Annotated in this window: 12 protein-coding genes; 8 read left to right on the top strand and 4 right to left on the bottom strand. The window is 45.4% G+C overall.

The features are described 5' to 3' along the window. The first annotated feature begins 87 nt into the window (after positions 1-87). The 3 genes from EV200_RS09425 (at position 88) to EV200_RS09415 (ending at position 10430) form a co-directional block, all read left to right on the top strand. Positions 88-2931, top strand: coding sequence for a hypothetical protein (locus EV200_RS09425; RefSeq protein WP_132531547.1), 2844 nt, complete (start codon positions 88-90; stop codon positions 2929-2931). Next, positions 2928-9008, top strand: a complete 6081-nt coding sequence (locus EV200_RS09420; RefSeq protein WP_132531544.1) for a DEAD/DEAH box helicase — start codon at positions 2928-2930, stop codon at positions 9006-9008. Before EV200_RS09425 ends, EV200_RS09420 begins: the two co-directional genes overlap by 4 nt. Positions 9009-9266: 258 nt before the next feature. Then, complete coding sequence (locus EV200_RS09415; protein ID WP_229676816.1) at positions 9267-10430, top strand: DNA cytosine methyltransferase; 1164 nt, start codon at positions 9267-9269, stop codon at positions 10428-10430. A gap of 721 nt (positions 10431-11151) precedes the next feature. Here EV200_RS09415 and EV200_RS09410 read toward each other — a convergent pair. Further along, positions 11152-11463 (bottom strand): helix-turn-helix domain-containing protein, encoded by a 312-nt coding sequence (locus tag EV200_RS09410; protein ID WP_229676815.1) that lies wholly within the window; start codon positions 11461-11463, stop codon positions 11152-11154. Positions 11464-11906: 443 nt separating this feature from the next. Here EV200_RS09410 and EV200_RS09405 point away from each other — a divergent pair, with 443 nt between their 5' ends. The 3 genes from EV200_RS09405 to EV200_RS09395 are packed head-to-tail and all read left to right on the top strand — an operon-like array spanning position 11907 to position 17660. Next, positions 11907-14903 (top strand): SusC/RagA family TonB-linked outer membrane protein, encoded by a 2997-nt coding sequence (locus EV200_RS09405; protein WP_132531538.1) that lies wholly within the window; start codon positions 11907-11909, stop codon positions 14901-14903. Positions 14904-14905: 2 nt separating this feature from the next. Beyond that, positions 14906-16351, top strand: coding sequence for a RagB/SusD family nutrient uptake outer membrane protein (locus tag EV200_RS09400; protein ID WP_132531535.1), 1446 nt, complete (start codon positions 14906-14908; stop codon positions 16349-16351). Beyond that, the gene (locus tag EV200_RS09395; RefSeq protein ID WP_132531532.1) at positions 16341-17660 is read left to right on the top strand and encodes a DUF3738 domain-containing protein; all 1320 of its coding nucleotides are present in this window, start codon (positions 16341-16343) and stop codon (positions 17658-17660) included. The genes EV200_RS09400 and EV200_RS09395 overlap by 11 nt, the downstream gene beginning before the upstream one ends. 24 nt (positions 17661-17684) lie before the next feature. Here the strand turns inward: EV200_RS09395 and EV200_RS09390 are convergent, their stop codons facing one another. The 3 genes from EV200_RS09390 to EV200_RS09380 form a co-directional block, all read right to left on the bottom strand. Then, positions 17685-18044 carry a hypothetical protein gene (locus EV200_RS09390; protein ID WP_132531529.1) on the bottom strand — a complete coding sequence of 120 codons (360 nt, stop codon included), beginning with the start codon at positions 18042-18044 and terminating at the stop codon, positions 17685-17687. Positions 18045-18150: 106 nt separating this feature from the next. Then, positions 18151-18387, bottom strand: a complete 237-nt coding sequence (locus tag EV200_RS09385; RefSeq protein WP_132531526.1) for a hypothetical protein — start codon at positions 18385-18387, stop codon at positions 18151-18153. Between the two features lie 255 nt (positions 18388-18642). Further along, on the bottom strand, positions 18643-18999 hold the full coding sequence (locus tag EV200_RS09380) for a hypothetical protein (protein ID WP_132531523.1): 357 nt from the start codon (positions 18997-18999) through the stop codon (positions 18643-18645). A gap of 184 nt (positions 19000-19183) precedes the next feature. Between EV200_RS09380 and EV200_RS09375 the strand changes: the two genes are divergently transcribed. Both EV200_RS09375 and EV200_RS09370 read left to right on the top strand, forming a co-directional pair. Beyond that, entirely contained in the window at positions 19184-20023 is an 840-nt protein-coding gene (locus EV200_RS09375) for a LytTR family DNA-binding domain-containing protein (protein WP_165877901.1), read from the top strand. Positions 20024-20147: 124 nt separating this feature from the next. Beyond that, positions 20148-20597 (top strand): hypothetical protein, encoded by a 450-nt coding sequence (locus EV200_RS09370; RefSeq protein WP_132531517.1) that lies wholly within the window; start codon positions 20148-20150, stop codon positions 20595-20597. Positions 20598-20645 lie beyond the last annotated feature (48 nt).

The raw sequence follows: 20645 nt of genomic DNA, 5'->3' as shown, positions 1-20645 counted from the left end.
ATTTGCTACCCCTATAAAATATTTAAATAAACCAACTGGGTCCGGATCGCAAAAGCTATGCCGGCACAGCTGCCAAACCAATAAGCCATGAGATTCCTAGTGTGGAATGACCTGCTTGCCAAACACTTTTTTAACCCCGGCCAATACGGCCGCCAGGTCAGGCTATTTATCTCCAAAACAGAGATTATATCTATGGGCCGGATATACTTTTCAGGAGAAACCCAGGACAAAGAAATATGGTCGGACTTCCTGGAAGGACTGCAAAAAGGACCTGTAGGTGTTAATGGAGCAGATAACATCTTTGAAAAGGCCGCGCAGGTAGCGATAAAATGGCGTGCAGGCCGTCACCAGCGACTAAGCGGTTATGACCAGCAATTCCCCCCTTACTTAAGCTACCTGGTTTTCAGCATCCTGCCGCTTATCGAAATCCAGGACGGTTACAACACCAATAACTACTACGACAGGCTCGAGGATTTTATCAGCGAAAACGGATTATACGAAATCGCCAGTAAACCAAAACGCCTTCAAAACCTGAGGGACAAACTGCGCAACATAGACCACCTTTGGGACGAGCTCTCCCAATGGGCAAATATCCATATGGACGGACAGTTGGGGAGTTTCCAGGCTGGTTATACTGGGAACAGGGGATGGAAGTTCGTCGTCAAACCGCTTTCCCAGTGCATTTTTCCGCCGGTAACGATAAAAAAACTTCCCTCTTTTTTTACCAAAGCCGGCCTGATTCCAGGAAATTTTTATACGCAACGAGCCTTCAAGGATCTTTTAATTGACAAAGGCGTCCAATGGCTTGGCTTGCGTGCGGATGCCATCACCCTTATCCAAGGGGACAGCGGCCTGGGAAAATCGCTGACCGAACTTGTTGAGTCCGAGTTTTCTCGCTGGACCGGCGAGCAGTTCGAATTTACTACTGAACACGGGGAGCGAAGCTATCTAAGTGGAACTGTTGTGCCACTATGGATGCAATTCAAAGAGTACACCCCTGGACATATCGACTTTTCCTACCGCGCGGCATTTGCCAGTGAACCACCTACAGACCTTTGCCTGGGTGATTTAGCGGACTTGTACCAAGATGAAAATTGGTCAAAAACCCTTGCCCTAGGATTTCAAGAAAAGATCACTCTCTACGACAAACGCTACAAATGGAAAGCAGAGTCCCGTTCTAAGGACATCAGGTTATTCATCAATGCGGCACATTTTAACTTAAGCAGCCGTTTTTGGATCGAAACAACCAAACTTTCCAGAGTGGATGATATGTTCGTGCTTTGCAAAGACAAATTGGCTGAAAACATAAAAAACTGGGCTGAAGCGGAATGCGGAAGTTTCCGCGACCAGTCAGGTTTGAAGGGTATTCCCCCTGGCTATACGCTTTTTCGCTTCAACAAACCGCGGGCTGGCCATCCAGAGATTGAAATGCTGAAAGTTGAACAGCAAAAATCGATTCTCGTCCGGGAAGGAACCGGTCTGAAAGTAAGCCATAACCAATACCTCAACCAATACATGCCTGAGTTCATCCTGATCAATGCCCAGGGTGAAGAACAGCTGGTGCTAAAATACCAGGATGATCAAACAACAGCAAACCTCATCTCGCATCCCTCGCTTGGAGGAGTGTGGCTGCTACCTGAATCCTTGCGGATCGGAGCACCGTTTTGCCTGCATTTAGCTGGTTCGACGGAAGAGATGGCCAAAACTTACGAAATTATAAGGCCTCACCTGCTGGCGCTGAAAAATGAAAACGTTCCTTTCAAAGATGCCTTTGGAAATCCCGATGAAGGGACTATTCCGGGATACCAGGGTAATGCCATATTCATGGAAGCCAACCTTGAGCGTGTTGCCGACCGGAACCCTTTTATTCCCAGCGACAAGTGGATAAGAGGCAATACTGCGGATCTACCCGCTGATGAACAGGCACTGCTCAATTGGCTCATCACTATTGAACAAACAAATACAGCGGGATTCAACCGTGCCTTCGAGTATATACACAGAAAACGTTTCGGCCTCGAGCCACAGGGGCTTTTGCAAAAGCGCAAATCAGCAGTAAACCTGCTGGATTACCTGGGCTATATTGATTACGATTACCAGAAGGATAAAATCACACCGCTGCCACCAAAGCTGATCACCCTGCCCGCCTCAAAGGGACGTAAAGGGCAACTCATCGGCTGCTGGACACACGGCTTGCTGGAAGACTTAATCGGCTATTGCAAGATGTATCCTGATGAAATCAATATGGAGTTTCAACCAGCCTCTGAAAAAAACCAGCAACTGCTCATTCCTGTTAGCATCAGTTTCCACTGCGGGCATGTCTCGACACTTGAAAAGATAGCCAAAAGCGTTTCGGTAGAATTCGATGAATGGTACTTGCTGAAGTTAAAAGCGTTGCTGCCTTCCTTGGACGATTACCGTAGGATGTTGATTGGCGGCCCCACTGCCCTTTCATGGGACGGGGTGGACATTGTGCAGAAAAGCTTCAACCCTGAGAACCTGTTATTTAGCACGGAAGTTGCCCATAACCGGGAATTTACCTTAATCGAGTGCAGGCCTTATTACCTCCCCGAGTATGGCATCTGGATCAAAGGAGACTACTACCATGTAGATAAAAACTGGGGCAAGTATCTGATTTTTCATCATTATTCACCAAAGGTACATTCCTACGACCCGGCAATTAATTTGGCCGGAACAAACCGTTTGTTCCGGAATGCCGACACGCTTGCCTTGCCAGCCCAGCTTCCCCTGCCCAGACTTTTCTCCCGTTTTGTAATCCAGCTTTCCGGTACCGCACCGGACTTTGCAAGCTTAAAGCTGCAAGGGAAAAGCGGTAGTTTCAACCTTTACCGCAACATCAGGAGCTCAATAATTGACAACCTGTTTAAATTTAAACTGAATATAGAAATCCAAAACATCAACGAGCCACTATGAAAGATCCTATAGGTGCATTCGATACCATTAAAGACAATTTTATACGTTATGTAAAAACCGCCTTCGCGACCGCTTTTGAAGGAATAGAGCAGGAACGCGAAGATAAACTAAATGAAGACAAAGTGCTCTATCGCAGTCCCTGGATGGAACCCCTTGCCGATTATGTAAGCAGCGGAAAAAAAGTCAGCGAACTCGCTGAAGAAGATTTCGGAGGCAAACTCGATGCCAGCCAGCGCAACCTTTTTGTAGGGCTGGTTGAAAAAGGACTTTTCCCAGCTGAGGGTAAATTGCACAAGCACCAGGCAGAAATGCTGCGGGAAGCGATGGAAGGCCACAACTGTATCATTACTTCAGGGACAGGATCGGGTAAAACCGAATCTTTTTTGTTACCCCTTTTTGCGCAGCTTGCCGCGGAGCTTGGCAACTGGTCCGCTGCACGTGAACCTTCACCGGACCTGGACAGCTGGTGGACCAGCAATCACGGATTAACCCCGAGGCACATTTGTGATCCGATGTCCCAGAACCTGGACCGCCGGGTGGCACAGCGTGCCCACCAAGTACGTCCCTCGGGCGTAAGGGCACTGATACTCTACCCGATGAATGCTTTGGTGGAAGACCAGATGAGCAGGCTCCGCAAAGCCCTCGACTCAGATGACGCCCGGGCATGGTTTGCACAAAAGGCCCATGGTAATGCTATTTACTTTGGCCGCTATAATGGCGCTACGCCGATTGCAGGCGGACTGTTCAACGGTAGTGGCGGGCGTAACGATCGCAAGGTTAACAAACTGAAGCAAAAACTCCAAAAAGTTGAGGAGGCCGCAAGAAGGGTGGACGAGTACATATCAGGTATGCTTCCCCAGGATCTGGAATTTATAAAGTTAAGTCCCGCCAAGCAGATCGAAAAGATAAAAGATCTAAAAGCTTTTTTCCAGCGTTTGGCCGGCAGCTCGGAAATGCGCTCACGTTTCGACATGCAGCTCGCCCCTCCGGACATTTTGATTACCAACTATTCTATGCTCAGCATCATGCTGATGCGGGGAGTGGATTCCGGTATTTTTGAAGAGACTAAAAATTGGTTGCAGGGCTTGGACCTTGATGTATCCCAGAGGGAAGCTGAGCGTCCAAAGCGTATTTTTAACCTGGTTATTGACGAGCTGCACCTGTACAGGGGCACCCAGGGAACCGAAGTAGCCTACCTGATTCGCCTTGTCCTGGACAGGCTTGGCCTGCGTCCCGGCGATCCCCAGCTGCGCATCCTCGCCTCAAGCGCGTCAATCGTAGCGGACGATTCTCCGGACGGCGAGAAAAGTAAACAATTCCTGGAAGATTTTTTCGGTGTAGACTGGGAAACAGCACCCTTTAAGATTATCAAAGGTGAGAATACCCCGGTGGATACCCTTCCGCAAGACAGTGAAAAACTCCGCCCTGAACCTTTTGCTATGCTCGCTGAAGCATTTAGTCAGTGCGAAGGAAACACCTCCGCTACAGCGTTTATAGGGGCCTGCAACCAGCTATCTCAGGCCATCGGAAAACAATTTTCCATTCCTGTTGAGGGTAACGGTACCACAGGATTGTGTAGCGTGCTCGCACATCCCGGGCTATTGCTCCGGGAGCGTTTATTTTCGCCATGTGGGGACTATAAGGCCGTAGCAGCTGTGCGTATTTCAGGTGACGCTTCCCCAGGTCCTTTTTATGCCGACGAGGTATTCAGCACGGACACAAACCCGCAGGTGCTTCATAACGCTTTGCGCGGCCTGCTTATTGCGCGTTCCTTTTTTGAAGAGGCGGGCAATGGGGTAAACCTGTCTGCCAAGCTTCCCAGGTTCCGTTTCCATTATTTCCTTCGGAACATCGAAGGTCTCTGGGCGTCTGTCGATCCGGCTGAATTAGGTGGGAAGCCGACCTACCGAGACGGGTTACGGACCGCTGGAACCCTCTATACAAGCATGCGGATCAGCTCTGAGATAGGAAACCGCGTTTTAGAGCTGCTTTATTGCGATAGCTGCGGGACAACGTTTTTCGGCGGCAGCCGGTCCATCGGGCGCAATGGCATCCATGAACTGTTGCCAACCAGTCCCAAGATAGAAGGTATTCCTGAGAAAACAGCCGGAAAACTCCTGGAAACCCGGACCTATCAGGAGTATGGCATATTCTGGCCGGCAGGCCGGCAGCAGTTTGTTCATCGCACGCAGATCATCGGAAGCAATGCTGGAAATGACGTCGACCACTGGACCGTCCAGCCTTTAACCAACCCAGGGGACCAGCGACGCTATGAATGCCGATGGCGGCGCGCGATAATCAACAAACGGTCAGGAGATGTCGATGCAGGTCCTGCGGATGAAATGGAGCACCCTGAAGACTGGATACCTGGCTACATTTTTAAAATCGAACATAACAGTTCTGATGTGGCCAGGGAGGAATGGCTGGAAAGCCAAAACCTGAATGACACCCATTTGGCACTGCCGGCCGTTTGCCCATGTTGTGCCAGTGATTATACACTCAAGCGCAGCCGGAATTCACCGGTGAGGGGATTTAGGACCGGTTTTGCCAAAACCAGCCAGATTTTCGCCAAAGAACTGATGCTGCAACTGCCTGATAAAGCAGAAGAGCGTAAACTCGTCGTCTTTTCAGACAGCCGAGAAGATGCGGCCCAAGTGGCAAACGGCATTGAACGGAACCATTTTACAGACCTGCTGCGTGAAGCCCTGCTCATTGAACTGCATGGAACCATCGCTGCCCAAAGGACACTTTTACAGGCATTCGATGAAAATGACGAGGAAACAAAAAATAACTTCCAAAGGCAATCAGCTGATATTTATGCAAGCATTTACGAGCTGACTTTTGAAGCTACCCAGCATCCAAACGCGATAAAAAAAGCTACCGCGCTGCGTGAGCTTGATAAAATCCGGAGTGGGTCTTTTAAAATAAGTGAACTTGTTGACCGTCCCTCTTCCCTTGCTCTCAGCCCCTTAATGGTCTCCTTGGCACGTTTAGGAGTGAACCCTGCCGGGCCGGACATCGCATTGCGCAAGCAGCGGGCTGCGCAAGGTATCTGGAGGGAATGGAATGAACTCATTGATTTTGAATCAGGGGAATGGAAAAGCAATCCAGAACTTAGTGGCTTTATCGGCGCTTTGCGGCAAAACACCTTTTCGATGCTCACCAAAATGTTCTTTGGCCAGCTGTTTTATTCCTTCGAGTCTTCCGGCTTTGGTTATCTGTCTGTCGATCCTTCAAACCTGAAGGTACATCAAGGTGCAGCGAGGCTTGGTTTTACCCAAGGGCGTTTCCTTGGGATTTTGAACGGTGTGATAAGAATCCTCGGGCATAAATCAAGGCATAATTATTCCAACTATGAACAGAAACCCATCAGGGCCTTCCGGGACTTTCCGGCGCCGCTGAGGCGCTGGCTACAGAATGTGGCAGAACTCCATGCCAAAGATTTTGGCCTGCTCGGTGACGCCTTATATGAATGCCTGACGGAGATGGGTGTGATGGATGCAGTAAAAGGGTTAGTCATTGAGTCGCTCTACCTGACCGTCTCCTCACCGGGTGATCAAGTGTATTACGGCCCGCTCATCAAACGCCCGCATTTGCATGAATGCGGAGGGATATGCACCTATGCAGGTACGGTCAAATCCGGTCCCGCATTGACCAGGCTGACTGTCGGAGGAGATACCTGCGTGGATCTTTGGGAAAAAAACTACCTCGCTTACCATGCACTGGTGAAGAAGCGCAAACCCATACGGCTGCACTGCGAAGAACTTACAGGGCAGACCGATGACCAGTTTGAACGCCAGCGGCACTTCAGGAATGTTATCCTGCCTTCCGAGGGAATGGCCGAGGTGAAAACCATTGACCTGCTGAGCGTAACCACGACTTTGGAAGTTGGTGTAGACATCGGATCCTTGCAGGCAGTAATGCTGGCCAATATGCCTCCGCAGCGTTTTAATTACCAGCAACGGGTCGGACGCGCCGGCCGCCGGGGGCAAGCTTATTCAGCCATTCTCACCTTTTGCCGTGGCCGAAGCCATGATGAATTTTATTTCTTGCATCCTGGAAAAATCACAAATGATGTCCCTCCTACGCCGTTTTTGACTATGGACCAGCCCAGGATCGTTAAAAGGCTTTTGGCAAAAGAGATATTTAGGCGAGCTTACCTCTCCGCAGGTATCCGTATCAGCGGAGAATCGGGTATCCATGGTCAGTTTGGTTCGATTGGAGCGGACGAAGTTCAATGGCAGCAGTATAAGGAACAGCTTTCTGGCTGGATAGCAGGCAACCGGGAAACTGTGGAAACGGTGGTATCAATACTTTTGAGCAGGCAACTCCGGGATAGTTCCGCGGAGCTTGTCGAGTGGGTCTGTGAGCTGGAAAGTACGCAAGGAATGATTGCACATGCCCAGCGCATTATCAGCAATGAGGAGATTTCAACCGATGACATTGCGCAAAAACTTGCCGAAGGCGGGTTGCTGCCCATGTTCGGAATGCCCACTACCGTTAAAAACCTATACCATGGCCTCACCAGCGAAATGGAGCCGCAAGCCATCGACCGAAACCAAGCGATGGCCATTTACGAATTCGCACCCGGTGCCCAGAAAACCAAGGACAAGGCCATCCATACCGCTATCGGTTTTACCGCTGAGTTCGCTGAAAAATTTAACGGCACGGGCGCACAGAATTTCCAGACAGGGCCATTTTACCTAAACAGGTGGATGACCAGATGCAAAACCTGCGGCGATTTCCGGACATATGGAACCCAGGCAGCAAGCGCATCCGCAGAAAACAGATGCCAGGTATGTGCTGAGGACGGTCCAGCTTACCAGCCTCCAGTGATGCTCAAGTCCCCTAGGGCCTACCGTACTGATTTGTCCCAAGGGCAGGATTCCCAGGATGATTTGGGCATTATCCTTTCCCGACCGCCTGTATTTGCTGAATCCAGGCAGAGCGATGGCCCTGGCCCGGTATCCATTGGCAATGCCACACTGGACATCAGGGATAAAGATGTGACCTGGAGGATAAATACCAACGGTGACCGATTTTTCAGCGGAAGGCTGTATAATACCCGCAATACTTTTCCCTTTGCCAATTCGCTTCAGCGCCTCAGCCAGCAATGGCTTTCCAGCGCACACGCTACCAACACAGTGTTAAAGGATGGATACAGAATGGAAGTTTTTCCAGTAGATCAAAGCGAAGAAGAGATCATTGCCATAGCCAGCAGTAAAACCACTGAGGTGCTCCGGATCGCTCCGGGGTGGACCAATTCGTCACTGGATTTGAATATGGTCAGCGAAGCCGGGGACGCCAGGGCACGTGTTGCCCAAAGCTATGGTGTCAGGGCTGGATACTATTCAGCCGCTTTTTTGCTTCAGCGTATCATCGCCGACCGATTGGATGTTGATCCAGCGGAAATAGAAATCGCAGATATCTTAAGAAAGAAAATCCAGGAGGAACCCGCCCGTTTCGCAGCTGAGATCATCCTCACCGATGAATTGCCCAACGGGTCGGGTTTTGTGCGTCGTTTGCATGATGATTTCGAATCAATACTTCAAACGGCCATAAACCCGAGTCCGCATGACAGTTACCTCTGGGGCATTCATGCTCCGGGACATGCCACAGGTTGCCAAGACGCCTGTTACGAATGCCTGAAGGTATACCGTAATATGAGTTTCCATGGTTTGCTGGATTGGAAATTGGCTGTATCGATGATGCGCATTTTAAGCAGTACGGATTACCGATGCGGTGCGGACGGAAATTTTAGTTTCACCGAACTCATGAACTGGAAATCCCAAGCAATGAAAATGCTCCAGGACTTTGCCAGAAGCTTCGGATTGCCGGGACCGTTGGAAAGGCAAGGATTGCCATACATACCCCAACGGGCCGACAGTGGAAATATAATACTTGTCGTGCATCCGTTTTGGAAACTTCAATTTCAGCAGCCAGAAAATTGGTTCCAGGAAATTCTTTCCGAATTGCGTACAGAGGCTGAAAGTAGCGGCGGAAAGCTTGAGGTCATTGACAGTTTTAACTTGCACAGAAGACCTGGCTGGTGTTATGAGAAGTTGCTCAGTAGATAATCGAAATGTTAATCTTAAACAGCTGCCATAAGAAAATAGTTATTGAAATTTAAGCCGATATCACTACTTTTGGCAGCACAAAAAACGGAAAAGATGAAGGACTTCACAGCTTAAAAGTAATTTGACCTCGCTGTTCCGGATGTTCATGTGGACTGAAATGGCCCAGATATCTAAATGCTTTTAAAACATACCCACAACAAAATCACTTGGTGAGACAACGGCGCAAAGGCCATTGCTAAAAGAATAATAATTATAATAATGATCGCCTCTGAACATAAAATTCCTATACTTTCTTTTTATTCCGGTGGGGGATTTATGGATATGGGATTCCAACAGGCGGGTTTCGTTCCGGTGTGGAGCAACGAATTTGACAGCAGCTTTGCGAAGATGAACCAACAGGGCATGGGTAGCTGGAAAAAAGCAAACGGAATTGAGGATGGTCACCATGCTTTTGATACACGGTCGGTAACCGATATCAATACCTCTGAGATCCTGCAAAATGGGTTTCCATCAGGCGTACCTGAAATTTTCGGAATGATTGGTGGTCCGCCATGCCAGGATTTCACGATAAACGGAAAAATGGAAGGCTTTGCCGGCGAGAGAGGGAAGCTGACCGCAGTGTATTTGGAGAAAGTGCTAGAACTCAAGCCAACTTTTTTCATCATGGAGAACGTCACCGGACTTATCAGGAATGTCGGGTCCAAGGCCTTTCTGTTTGAATTGCTTAAAAAAGTCGGCAAGAAATACCTTATCGATTATTCTGTACTCAATGCCCTGGATTTTGGGGTACCGCAGTCCCGAGAACGGGTATTTTTTGTAGGGCTACGCAAAAAGGGTTTAACGAGCAAGATGATTGCTAAGGCGCTGGACGGACCGTGGTTCCCATTTCCTTTGAACGAGAAATACCATGGCGCAGAAACTAAATTCCCTTGGTCCCTAGTCAGCGATTTTGGCGGGCAGCCGATTAAGCCTGAAAAGCTGCCCATAGAACTATGCGTGGAGGATTGCTTGGTAAAGGAAGGAGAGGAAGCGATAACTGCTAATGCAAATGAATATTTTAATTTTAGGCTCCCGCCAGAACGGCTAATGGCTATTAAAGAGGGGGAAACTACTAGGCCTTCATTCAAAAGGCTCCATCGATACCGTTACAGTCCCACGGCCTGTTATGGCAATAATGAAGTGCACTTGCATCCGTATTTGAACCGTCGGCTTTCAGTCCGGGAGACTCTGCGCATCCAGGGTGTGCCGGATGAATATCAGCTTTCAGCGGAAGTGCCGATGACCAAAAAATTCAAAATGATCGGCAATGGTGTCCCCGTGCCGCTCGCGAGGGCGATGGCGGAAGCGATGGCAAAATTTCTTCACTCAACAGGTGTGCTGGTCAGAAAGCGGAAGCGCAAACCAGCCACTGAAGCCGTCTAAAATTTAATGGAGGTTTATGTGACTTTGGTCATTTCGATTCCGAATTTTTTGCCCTGCTTTGCGACAGCGTTCACCTAGCTATAGTCACCGATCTTTTATTAATACCTATTTACAGAAAGGAAAACACGGTTCATATAGCCAAAAATCAGGGTCAAGGCTATATTTATCAGCAAATTGATTTTTTTACTGAATGAACCTTATACCCGGAATCAGCAAGGTTATCGTTCTTAATGCTATCGAGAATCATTTTATTCTCCTAATTTTGATCTGTTTTATTCTGTTATTTTCTGCCTTAAATCTTTTTGGCATTCAGGGCAGGGTACTGGATACGATATCAAAGTATGCATACGCCCTAAAAGTTTCCGGTTGCGTATGATATAAACCACGACCAATAAAATGTTGTAAATAAAACCTCAGAACTTCGATTTTTAATAAACTATTTAATAAGGATTTTCAGCTGGCCACAATAAAAAAAAATTCAAATATTAAGCTTGTATTATTTTCTTCAAGCCAACTAGACAATCCTCCAAATCACATGGGCAATGGTATTGAAAAACTACTCAAAGGGCTGAGGTTGCGATTGTCAATAGTTAAACGCTAAAGGCTCTCCTTAAAGACCTCCTGGAAAGGGTGTGAATTTTGAAAAGCGGGATAATTCTGCAAAAGCATTTACTTTACACTAGATGAATACTATCAGACATTTTCGGTGGTTTCTTATTAACTACTTGATATTTAGCATTTCATCAACACCTATATTGAGCTTATCTGCTATTGCTTTAATCATACTAATAGAGGTATTTGTTTCGGCCCTTTCTATTCGTCCAATTTGTCTAGTATCAAATTTAGTAAGTTCGGCAAGCTTTTCCTGAGTGATACCTTGTTTCTCCCTGATTTCAATTAATTTTCGTCCAACGGCTTCTAAATACGGCTGATCTCTATACTGTTTTCCCACAGAACTAAAGTCAAAATATAAAAGAATTAATGTTAGGACATATTTGTCCTTTTTATCTTTTATTGTTATATTTGAAAACATAATAACTTATTGTTAATAAGTTGTTTAATTTTTGGTATTAATAAGAGTCTCGCTTGCTAAATTCTGACAATTGCGATTGAACGAGACAATAGATTAATGCCCATGACAATATTATGTGTAATTTCGTCTTACACTATAGCGTTATGGGCTCTATTGTAATCGTTTCAAAAGGCCGTCAGAAGCCTAGCAAGATGATATATGGAGCCTGCTATAGTGCTTTTATCTGAGACTCGTATAAACCTATATGAGTATGAACTTTAAATCCACACATCTTTTTAATCACCTTATTTCTTTGGTGATCTGCGCCCCAGAATAGCTCTATAAAATAAGGCAGGGAACCCCAATGGTTAATGATAGAAATAGAATAGGTTCTTATAATGCTCCCTGTCTTATTTTTCGCTCCTTTCAAGGATTATCTCTTCTAAAACCAACTAACCGAATTCATGAAAAAAACGATAAAAATAGTCGTAATGGCTACGCTATGCCTAAATTTTTGGGCTAATGCGCAGACTGTTCCGATAAAACTCTCCGGCACCGTGAGGGATAGAGCCGGAAAACCTATTCTTGGTGCGACCATAAAAACCTCTGAAAAAGAAAGGATAACTTTCACAGATAAAGAAGGAAAGTTCAGCCTTACGGTTGACAAGCCAGATGGAATGCTTACCATAAGCAGCATTGCTTACCAGACTGTTAATACTCCTTACGGGCCACAATTTACGTTTGAGATCATCCTGAATGAGACAGCAGGATCCCTTGATGATGTGGTGGTGATCGCCTATGGTACAACGACTAAAAAGCTGAACACCGGCGCTATCGGAAAGGTAAGCGCTTCAGAAATCACGCTTCAACCTGTGTCAAATCCGCTAAGCGCACTACAAGGCAGGATACCAGGACTTGCCATCACACAAAATAGCGGCATCAATGGCGCTGGGCTGAAGGTACAAATCAGAGGCCAGGGATCGCTGATGCAAGGCTCTGAACCGTTATTTATTATCGACGGAATTCCCTTTTCCCCAGGCAACAATTCCATCAACACTGTTACCAATGCAACAGGAAGTAGCGGGGTGAGTCCATTCAGTACCATCAACCCTTCGGAAATTGAAAGTGTTGAAATCTTAAAGGATGCTGATGCGACATCAATATATGGTAGCCGCGGAGCGAATGGTGTAATTCTGATCACGACAAAAAAAGGTGTAGCAGGTAAGAGCAGATTAAACCTGAATATCTACAACGGATATAGCCATATCACCAGAACAATGGATATGCTGGCAACAGAAGATTACCTTAAGATGCGAAGGGAGGCTTTTAAAAATGACGGGCTTGCTATGACCAGTGCCAACGCCCCCGATCTCCTGTTATGGGACCAGACCAGATATACCAATTTTAAGGATCTTCTGATTGGCGGAAATGCAAAAACCACCGACGTACAGTCATCGATAAGCGGTGGGACTGAGAAAACCAGGTTCCTGATTTCCGGAGGCTATCATGGAGAGACTTCTGTATTTCCTGGCGAACAGCGTGACGATAAACTATCAGGCCGGATTAACCTGAATCACCGCTCAACGGACGACCGCTTTAGCCTCGATTTTAATGGCGGGCTTTTATATGACCGCAATAAGATGAGTTCGGGCGATCTTACGGCCTATATCAATATGCCACCAAATATGCGATTATACGATGATGCAGGCAACCTGAACTGGCAAGAGGGCGGCACTTTTTTTGGAGGGGCAATTACCAACCCTTTGGCCGCAGCCAACAGAAAATATACCGGAAAGTTCAGCAACCTGACAACAAGCGTTAATATGGCCTATGAAATCTTAGCCGGACTAAAAGGAAAGGTAAGCCTGGGGTACAATAGCTTATCTGGTAATGACCAGGCGCTTAATCCCTCAAGTTCCATAAATCCAAACTCAGGAACACTTCCCTATTCCAACTTTGGCCGATCATTTTTAGGCAGTTGGATTGTCGAGCCGCAGCTCGAATATACCAATACCTCAGGTAAGGGCAAATTAAACATTCTAGCCGGCGGGACCTTACAAAATACAAACAGCAATACGTTGAGCGTTTCCGCACAGAATTACAGGAATGATATCCTGCTTTCCTCAATAGCCGCAGCCGGGAATGTAACCACAAGCAATAGTGATTACGCTTACCGCTACACGGCCTTTTATGGAAGAATCAATTATAATTTTGCGGATAAGTACCTCATCAACCTGACGGGAAGGCGTGATGGATCGAGCAGGTTCGGACCGGGAAAGCGTTTTGCAAACTTTGGCGCCCTTGGAATGGCATGGATATTTACAGGAGAGGGTTATATAAGGGAAAAACTATCCTGGCTTAGTTTCGGAAAGATAAGGGCCAGCTACGGCACAACAGGTAATGACCAGATTGGGAACTATAAGTTCCTGGATACCTGGACGAATTCCAGCCTGCCTTACCAGGGAAATGCCGGGCTCCAGCCTTCAAGCCTGTATAATGCGGATTTTTCCTGGGAGACAAACCATAAAGCTGAAGTGGCACTGGAGCTAGGGGTGCTGAAAAACCGGATCATGCTTAGCGCGGCATACTTTGTAAACCGTAGCGGAAACCAGCTGATCAATTATCAGCTGCCCATACAAACAGGCTTTACCTCGATTCTTAGAAACTTCGATGCTGTGGTGCAGAATTCAGGCCTGGAAATCAGTCTTGAAAGTACCAACTTTCTGAGTGGCGCTTTTAAATGGACCTCTAATGCAAATCTTAGCATTCCAAAAAACAAACTTGTTAAATTCAGTGGCCTCGATCGCTCCAGCTATGCCAATACCTATATCATCGGCGAACCACTTTCGACAAAAAGAGTGCTCGAATACCTTGGGGTAGATCCATCAACAGGAATTTACTCCTTTCGTGATGTAAACGGCGATGGCTTATATGACGCTTCTGATAGAATTCTGATAAGAAATACTCAGCCTGATTTCTATGGAGGCTTTCAGAACAGTTTTTCCTATAAAAATATCAAGCTGGACATTTTCCTGGAATTCAGAAAACAGACCGGATATAACTACTTATATACCCAATCGACCTTCATCCCAGGCTACTTTTATTTCAACCAGCCCACTGTTGTACTGGATCGGTGGCAAGCTGTTGGAGACCTTGCAGATATTCAGCGTTTCGTAGCCTCTGGCAGCAGCGCTGCTTATGCGCCGGCGGGAAGTTATTTACCGGCTTCAAGTGCTGTGTTTAGTGACGCATCTTTTATCAGGCTCAAAAATGTATCCCTGACCTATGCCTTTGTGGAGCGATGGGTGAAAAAGCTCAAACTGCAACAGCTGAGTATATACGTTCATGGCCAGAATTTACTAACCATAACAGGATATAAAGGAGCAGACCCAGAAAGCCAGAATCTGTTTGTGTTGCCACCCTTAAGGACAATAACCGCTGGTTTACAATTAACACTATAATTATGAAAACAACAGTAATTAAAACAAACCCAGGGCCTATTTCCCATCTTAGGCGCTTGCTTCTTGGGAGTCTGCTATTAACAGCTTTTTTATGGAGTGCATGTGAAAAACTAATTGAGGTGCCAAAGGCAGGAAATCTGATCCTGAGCAAAGATGTATTCTCTGGGAATGAGACCGCAACATCAGCGGTGATGGGGCTCTATAGTAAGATGGTGACGCTAAACCTGAGCATGAGTAATGGCGGGCTGAGCGTATATTTCGGCTTGTCGGCAGATGAACTGTTCAATCCTGCGCCAAGCAGCAGTTATGATCCATATTCGGCCAATATGCTGCTTTCTTCAAACGGCATAATCAGCAATAACTTCTGGAGCACGGCATACCGCAACATTTACCACGCAAATGCCATTCTGGAAGGGCTGAATGCTTCAAACTCACTAAGTACAGCAACAAAAAAACAGTTAACCGGTGAAACCCTTACCATTCGGGCATTTTATTTATTTTACCTGGTTAATCTTTTTGGTGATATCCCTCTTACGCTTACAAGCGACTTTGAGCAGAACGCAGTGATGCCACGAACGTCATCAGCCATTGTTTACGCCCAGATTATTAAAGACCTTGAGGAAGCTAAAGTTCTCCTAACTGCAAATTACCCGAGTAGCGCAAAAGCAAGGCCCAATCTATTCGCGGCCAGAGCACTTTTGGCCAGGGTTTATCTTTACAGCCAGCGATGGGCTGAGGCAGAGGCTGAAGCATCTTCAGTAATATCCTCCGGTTTATATAACATGGAGCCGGATCTAAACAAAACCTTTCTGAACTCCTCAAATGAAACCATCTGGCAATTGGTAAGGGAAACGGCTAATACCGCAGAAGCAGCCGTTTTCCTCCCGTCTTCTGGTACTATTGTTCCTCCTCTTGTGATCAGGGATAACCTGCTAAATGAATTTGAGGCAGGAGATCTTCGAAAAAGCAGGTGGCTGTCCAGCAATATTGTCAATGGTATAAGTTATAGCTATCCGTACAAATATAAGGTTAGGGCCAATTCCACGGTAAGTGAAAGTCTTATTGTCCTGCGCCTGGCGGAGCAGTACCTGATTAGAGCGGAAGCGCGGTTAGCCCAGAACAACCTTGGTGGGGCGGTCTCGGATCTGAATGTGGTTCGAACCAGGGCTAGGGCAGCTGCAACACCTGCCATAACAAATCCACTCCCCAACCTTTCTACTATACTGACTAAAGCGGAGCTGACTGAGGCAATATTTCATGAACGTCAGAATGAACTTTTTTGTGAGTGGGGCCATCGGTGGCTTGATTTGAAAAGAAGCGGCAGAGTTGACCAAAAACTTACTAGACTTAAGCCAAACTGGAAACCTTTCATGGCATTATATCCCATTCCTTTTTCAGAAACGCAGACCAATATTTTTTTAACCCAAAATCCAGGATATGCAAATTAGACAATTTAACATAGCTAAAACCCAACATTTAATTCTCCTAATTTTAATGCTGATTTTCTTTCCACGGATAGGTATGGCCCAGGCCGCTTTAAAAAAAGGCGAACAGATTCCTGATATCGTGCTTCAAAATATTTATAACTACCCTAAGAAATCGTTTGACCTTGATAAGATTAGAGGAAAGCTGATCATATTCGATTTTTGGAGCCCAAGCTGTATTTCCTGTTTAAAGTCGTTTCCAAAAATAGATTCCCTGCAGCGACTCTTCGCAGATGAGGTAACAATTGTGCTGGTTAACAAGGAAAGTCTTGATTCAACAAGAAGGTTTTTTGAGACCCGCAAATTTCTTTTCAGGCCACAAATTCCTTTTGCAACCAGTGACGTCACGATCAACAAATTATTCCCGAATCGGGCCAATCCTGCATATGCATGGATAGACGGAGAAGGGAAGTTTCACCAGATGACCAATGAACTCACGGCAGCATCCATTCGTCGCTTCCTTGCCGGAAACAAGGTGAATTTAGAGGATTACCGGGAAAGGCGTAAATACTTGACATCTCTTTTTGACAGGGAATATGAGCCCAGCGTAATTAGCTATTCCTATCTTTCAAAAGCGATTCCAGGGGTGAATTTAAATGGATCGATAGGAAAGAATGGGTTATCATTCCATAACTATGACCTCATGAATTTATACAGGGAAGCTTTCGGGGAACAGGGGAAATACGATTTTTCCAAGAAATGGAACATTGTATTGGATGTGAACGATACTCAACGGTTTATTTCACCTAAAGAGGAAGAACTGGCTCACGATTGGAAGAGAAAAAATCTATACAACTATGCACTGCTGTTGCCGGAAAATATGGCCGAAGAAAGGTTCATTATGATGCGTTCAGATCTGAGGCGATATCTTGGATTTGATGCAAGAGTAGAAAAAAAATTGATTAGTAGTATGATTTTAGTAAAGGTAGGAAACATGGATAAGCTAAAGTCTCAGAAAACAGGGCCTTCAAATTTTAGGATGTCTGATATCCGGACCAGTCAAATTGATTCGGTTAGGAGACTGATCAACCGTCCTTTTAAGACTTTTTCAAATATTTTAGGCTCATGGGTAGCGCTTAGGTTAGAAAAGCCATTTGTGGACGAAACCGGTTATTCAGGAAATATAGACATTGAATTGAACGGAAACGCTGTTGATAGTTTTAATCTGGGAAAAATCAGAGCACAGTTAAAGCAATATGGGCTCGACCTTGTTGAACAGAAAAGGCCAATTGATGTCCTGGTAATAAGGGAAAAAGGGGTGGTGAAGGAATAACCATCCATTACCACCCCTTAATCATTAATTACTGAACCCTACGCGATGGTCGTTGTCCGCTGGAGCGGGAGCGATATCATCAATCGTCTGAACAGTTTCGTAGCCTCTGATACAATCAGCAGCAGTCTGATCCTCACAAGAGGTAAGGGGATTGCTGCCACCAGGCATAGAATCATCCTTTGTCTGAGGGGTGCTGTTAAGCTGCGTCTGTAATGTACCCGAAGAACTGATCTGATACCAGTACAGATTTGGCTGTACTTTCTTGTTATTGGCACTACTATCCGATGGTTTAAATGCAAAAGTTAAACCCATAATTGCAACTAGTGCAAAAGAAAACATAGCTCCAAGCCATGTTTTTTTAGTATTAAATGATTTGGTATACATACCGATATTGTTTAAATTTAAAATGATTTAATTATGGTCGCCCTTGTGGCGGGCATTCCGAAAAGGACTGTTCAGCTTTGGACAGCCTTTTTCCTTTTATCGGGCCTCACGGCCTCGCCGGGAACAGCGCATATTTTCGAACATGTGGAAAATAAACAACTACTCTCTTTTTGGCGTGGTATTTATTGGGCTCACTTAATGCAGGCGAACCTAATTTTACTTCTACATTAGCTAAACGTTTCTTAATCATTTTAAGGATTAGCGTTGCAAGCACAGAAAGGCCGGTTCGGAAAATTATTTCCGGTATCCGTTCAATCCATATAGTTACCCTTAAAGTTTTCATAATTCCTGTTTTTGCCTAACATTTACCCTTTTACAACAACCTGGCTGTTGCATGCCCATTTTGAAATATACGCGCTTATCGCTGCGCCTGCGTCCCCTGTATAAAGTCCGGTCAAAACTTGCGAGCACCTGCCGGTTTCCGCACCAATAACCTAATCAACTTCTGGGCAGATTATCTTAGCGCTTTCTACTTAACGCCCGGGAAGGGCGGTTGAAAACAGGTGCTACCCACCATATTTCAATATTTTTTCCCAAATCAATCGGGCCTGTTTTCTTTATTGGGACGCCGTCTTTTCTCTTGCTCAAGCTTTTTGAGGAGCTCTTCCCTCTTAGCGGCACAAATAATGACACTCTCACGTTCCCGCTGATAGTGCATGACCTGTTTATTACCTTCGCGAGCCAGTGTTTCCAGTCGCAGGTCTGTTATCTGATCCTCACATGTGCAATTTTTCTGAGGAAATAGTACAGCCAGTCCAACGCCAATGACAACTGCGATAATGCCAAAAAGGCTTCGATAAACTTCTCCGCGTTCCGGCTTTTTAAATCTCATCCAAAGAAATTTATACTCTTTTTTTTCAGGGCCTGACGGCTGTTCATTGAAATCATTGTTCATTGCCTATCGGATTACTTGAATAAATTTAGGCCTATCCATTTAGAAAAATAGAGGCAAAAAGGACGTTTTTCCGTCAACTGCACCAATTTCGGGGGTGAACTGTCCCTCACTTTGATGAATTGCCCCCAATGACTGGCCAATAAAAAGGTCTTTTTGTAATTTTATGAAACTAATAAGGCAGTTTATGCATAGCAAGAAATCAGATGGCAAAAATCTTCCGGATTATTTCAGCTTTGGCTGGATGATGCTGATCTCGCTATGCATAACGCTTTGTTTAAACTGGCCAACTATGAACTCACGGTTTTGGCATACCTTCACCCAAGATTGGTATCACATTGCATGTGCAAATACATTTGCAACCGTTTTCATCATGATAACCTTTACCAATATTTTCACAAGTTATCTGGATTCAAAGTGGCTCTGGGAGAAAGATTTATGGAAAAGGCTTGTTTTTCAGATTCTATTAGGATTTATGGCACCTATACTGATCTGTTATTTTTTCAGTTGGATTTCTTTTTATTTCCTCAACGTCAATATCAGCTCAACAAGGTATATCCGGAATATGTCCAGCTTACTTGTACTCATTTGTATCATGATCAATCTCCTACATGTGGTTTATTACTATATGTATAGATCTTCGGAATGGCTAAATAGTACGGCTGGAAAACCAAAACCAGCGCCAGTTTTGTATCTATTTATTCCTGATGGGAAGGGAGAGAAGAAAATTGCAACCGCAGCTATTGCCTATATTTATGTAGAAAATGGGACAACCTATATCCAGCATCATAACAGTGATCTTGATGTGTGTTTTATAGCTTTAGACAGTATCTATAAAAAACTAGACGAAGCATCTTTTTTCAAAGCAACAAGAAGTTATATTGTCTCATCTGCGGCAGTAGAAGGTTATGTAAAGATTCCACACAAAGGCCTTAAAGTAAGATTACAACCAGAAACCCCAGAACCTATAAATGTCAGCCGTTCAAAAGCCCCTCTATTTATAGACTGGTTAAAAACAGACTCTTAGTAAAGTTTGCGAGGGATTCATGACAACTTTACGGAAACCCGTAATGACGTCTTTTTAGTTTCTCCTACCTTGGCTCACGTTAATTCAAATCAAAAATATGAGCACAATTTTTAAAAAATCAGTAATGTCTACCGCACTAGTTATTTTAGCGGTGATGATGCACAGCTCCTGCAAGAAAGCAGCGCAGGAAACTGTAATAGAGCAGGAGCAAGTTCCGGTAGTTTTTTCTTATGAAGTAATCTGTGATTACTGTAACATTTCCTACATCGATGCAAGCAATCAGACCAAAACGGTAACGAGCAACATAGGCAAATGGACTTATAAAATTGAGAAAAAGGTTTCCTTTGATCTGAAGTTAAGCGTTTCATCAATCATCTCAAGTTATCAGACCATCCAGGCTTATATCTTAAAGGACGAGGAAGCGGTATACGGAAATCTCGGTTATAACCATGCGGATCTTTCCTATAACACCGTTTCTGGAAACGGTACCTCAAGTTTTGGCAGTTATGTTTCCACCACGTCAACCGGCGGGAACAGCTCAGGTGGAACCACCGCTCCAACCTCTTCAGTTTGAGGGGCAAAAAACAAGACCGGAGGCTATTTCAAACGGATGGTTGTCGGA

Source organism: Pedobacter psychrotolerans, from assembly GCF_004340665.1.
In the GTDB taxonomy this organism is placed as follows: domain Bacteria; phylum Bacteroidota; class Bacteroidia; order Sphingobacteriales; family Sphingobacteriaceae; genus Pedobacter; species Pedobacter psychrotolerans.
This window is presented reverse-complemented; position numbering and strand designations above follow the sequence as displayed.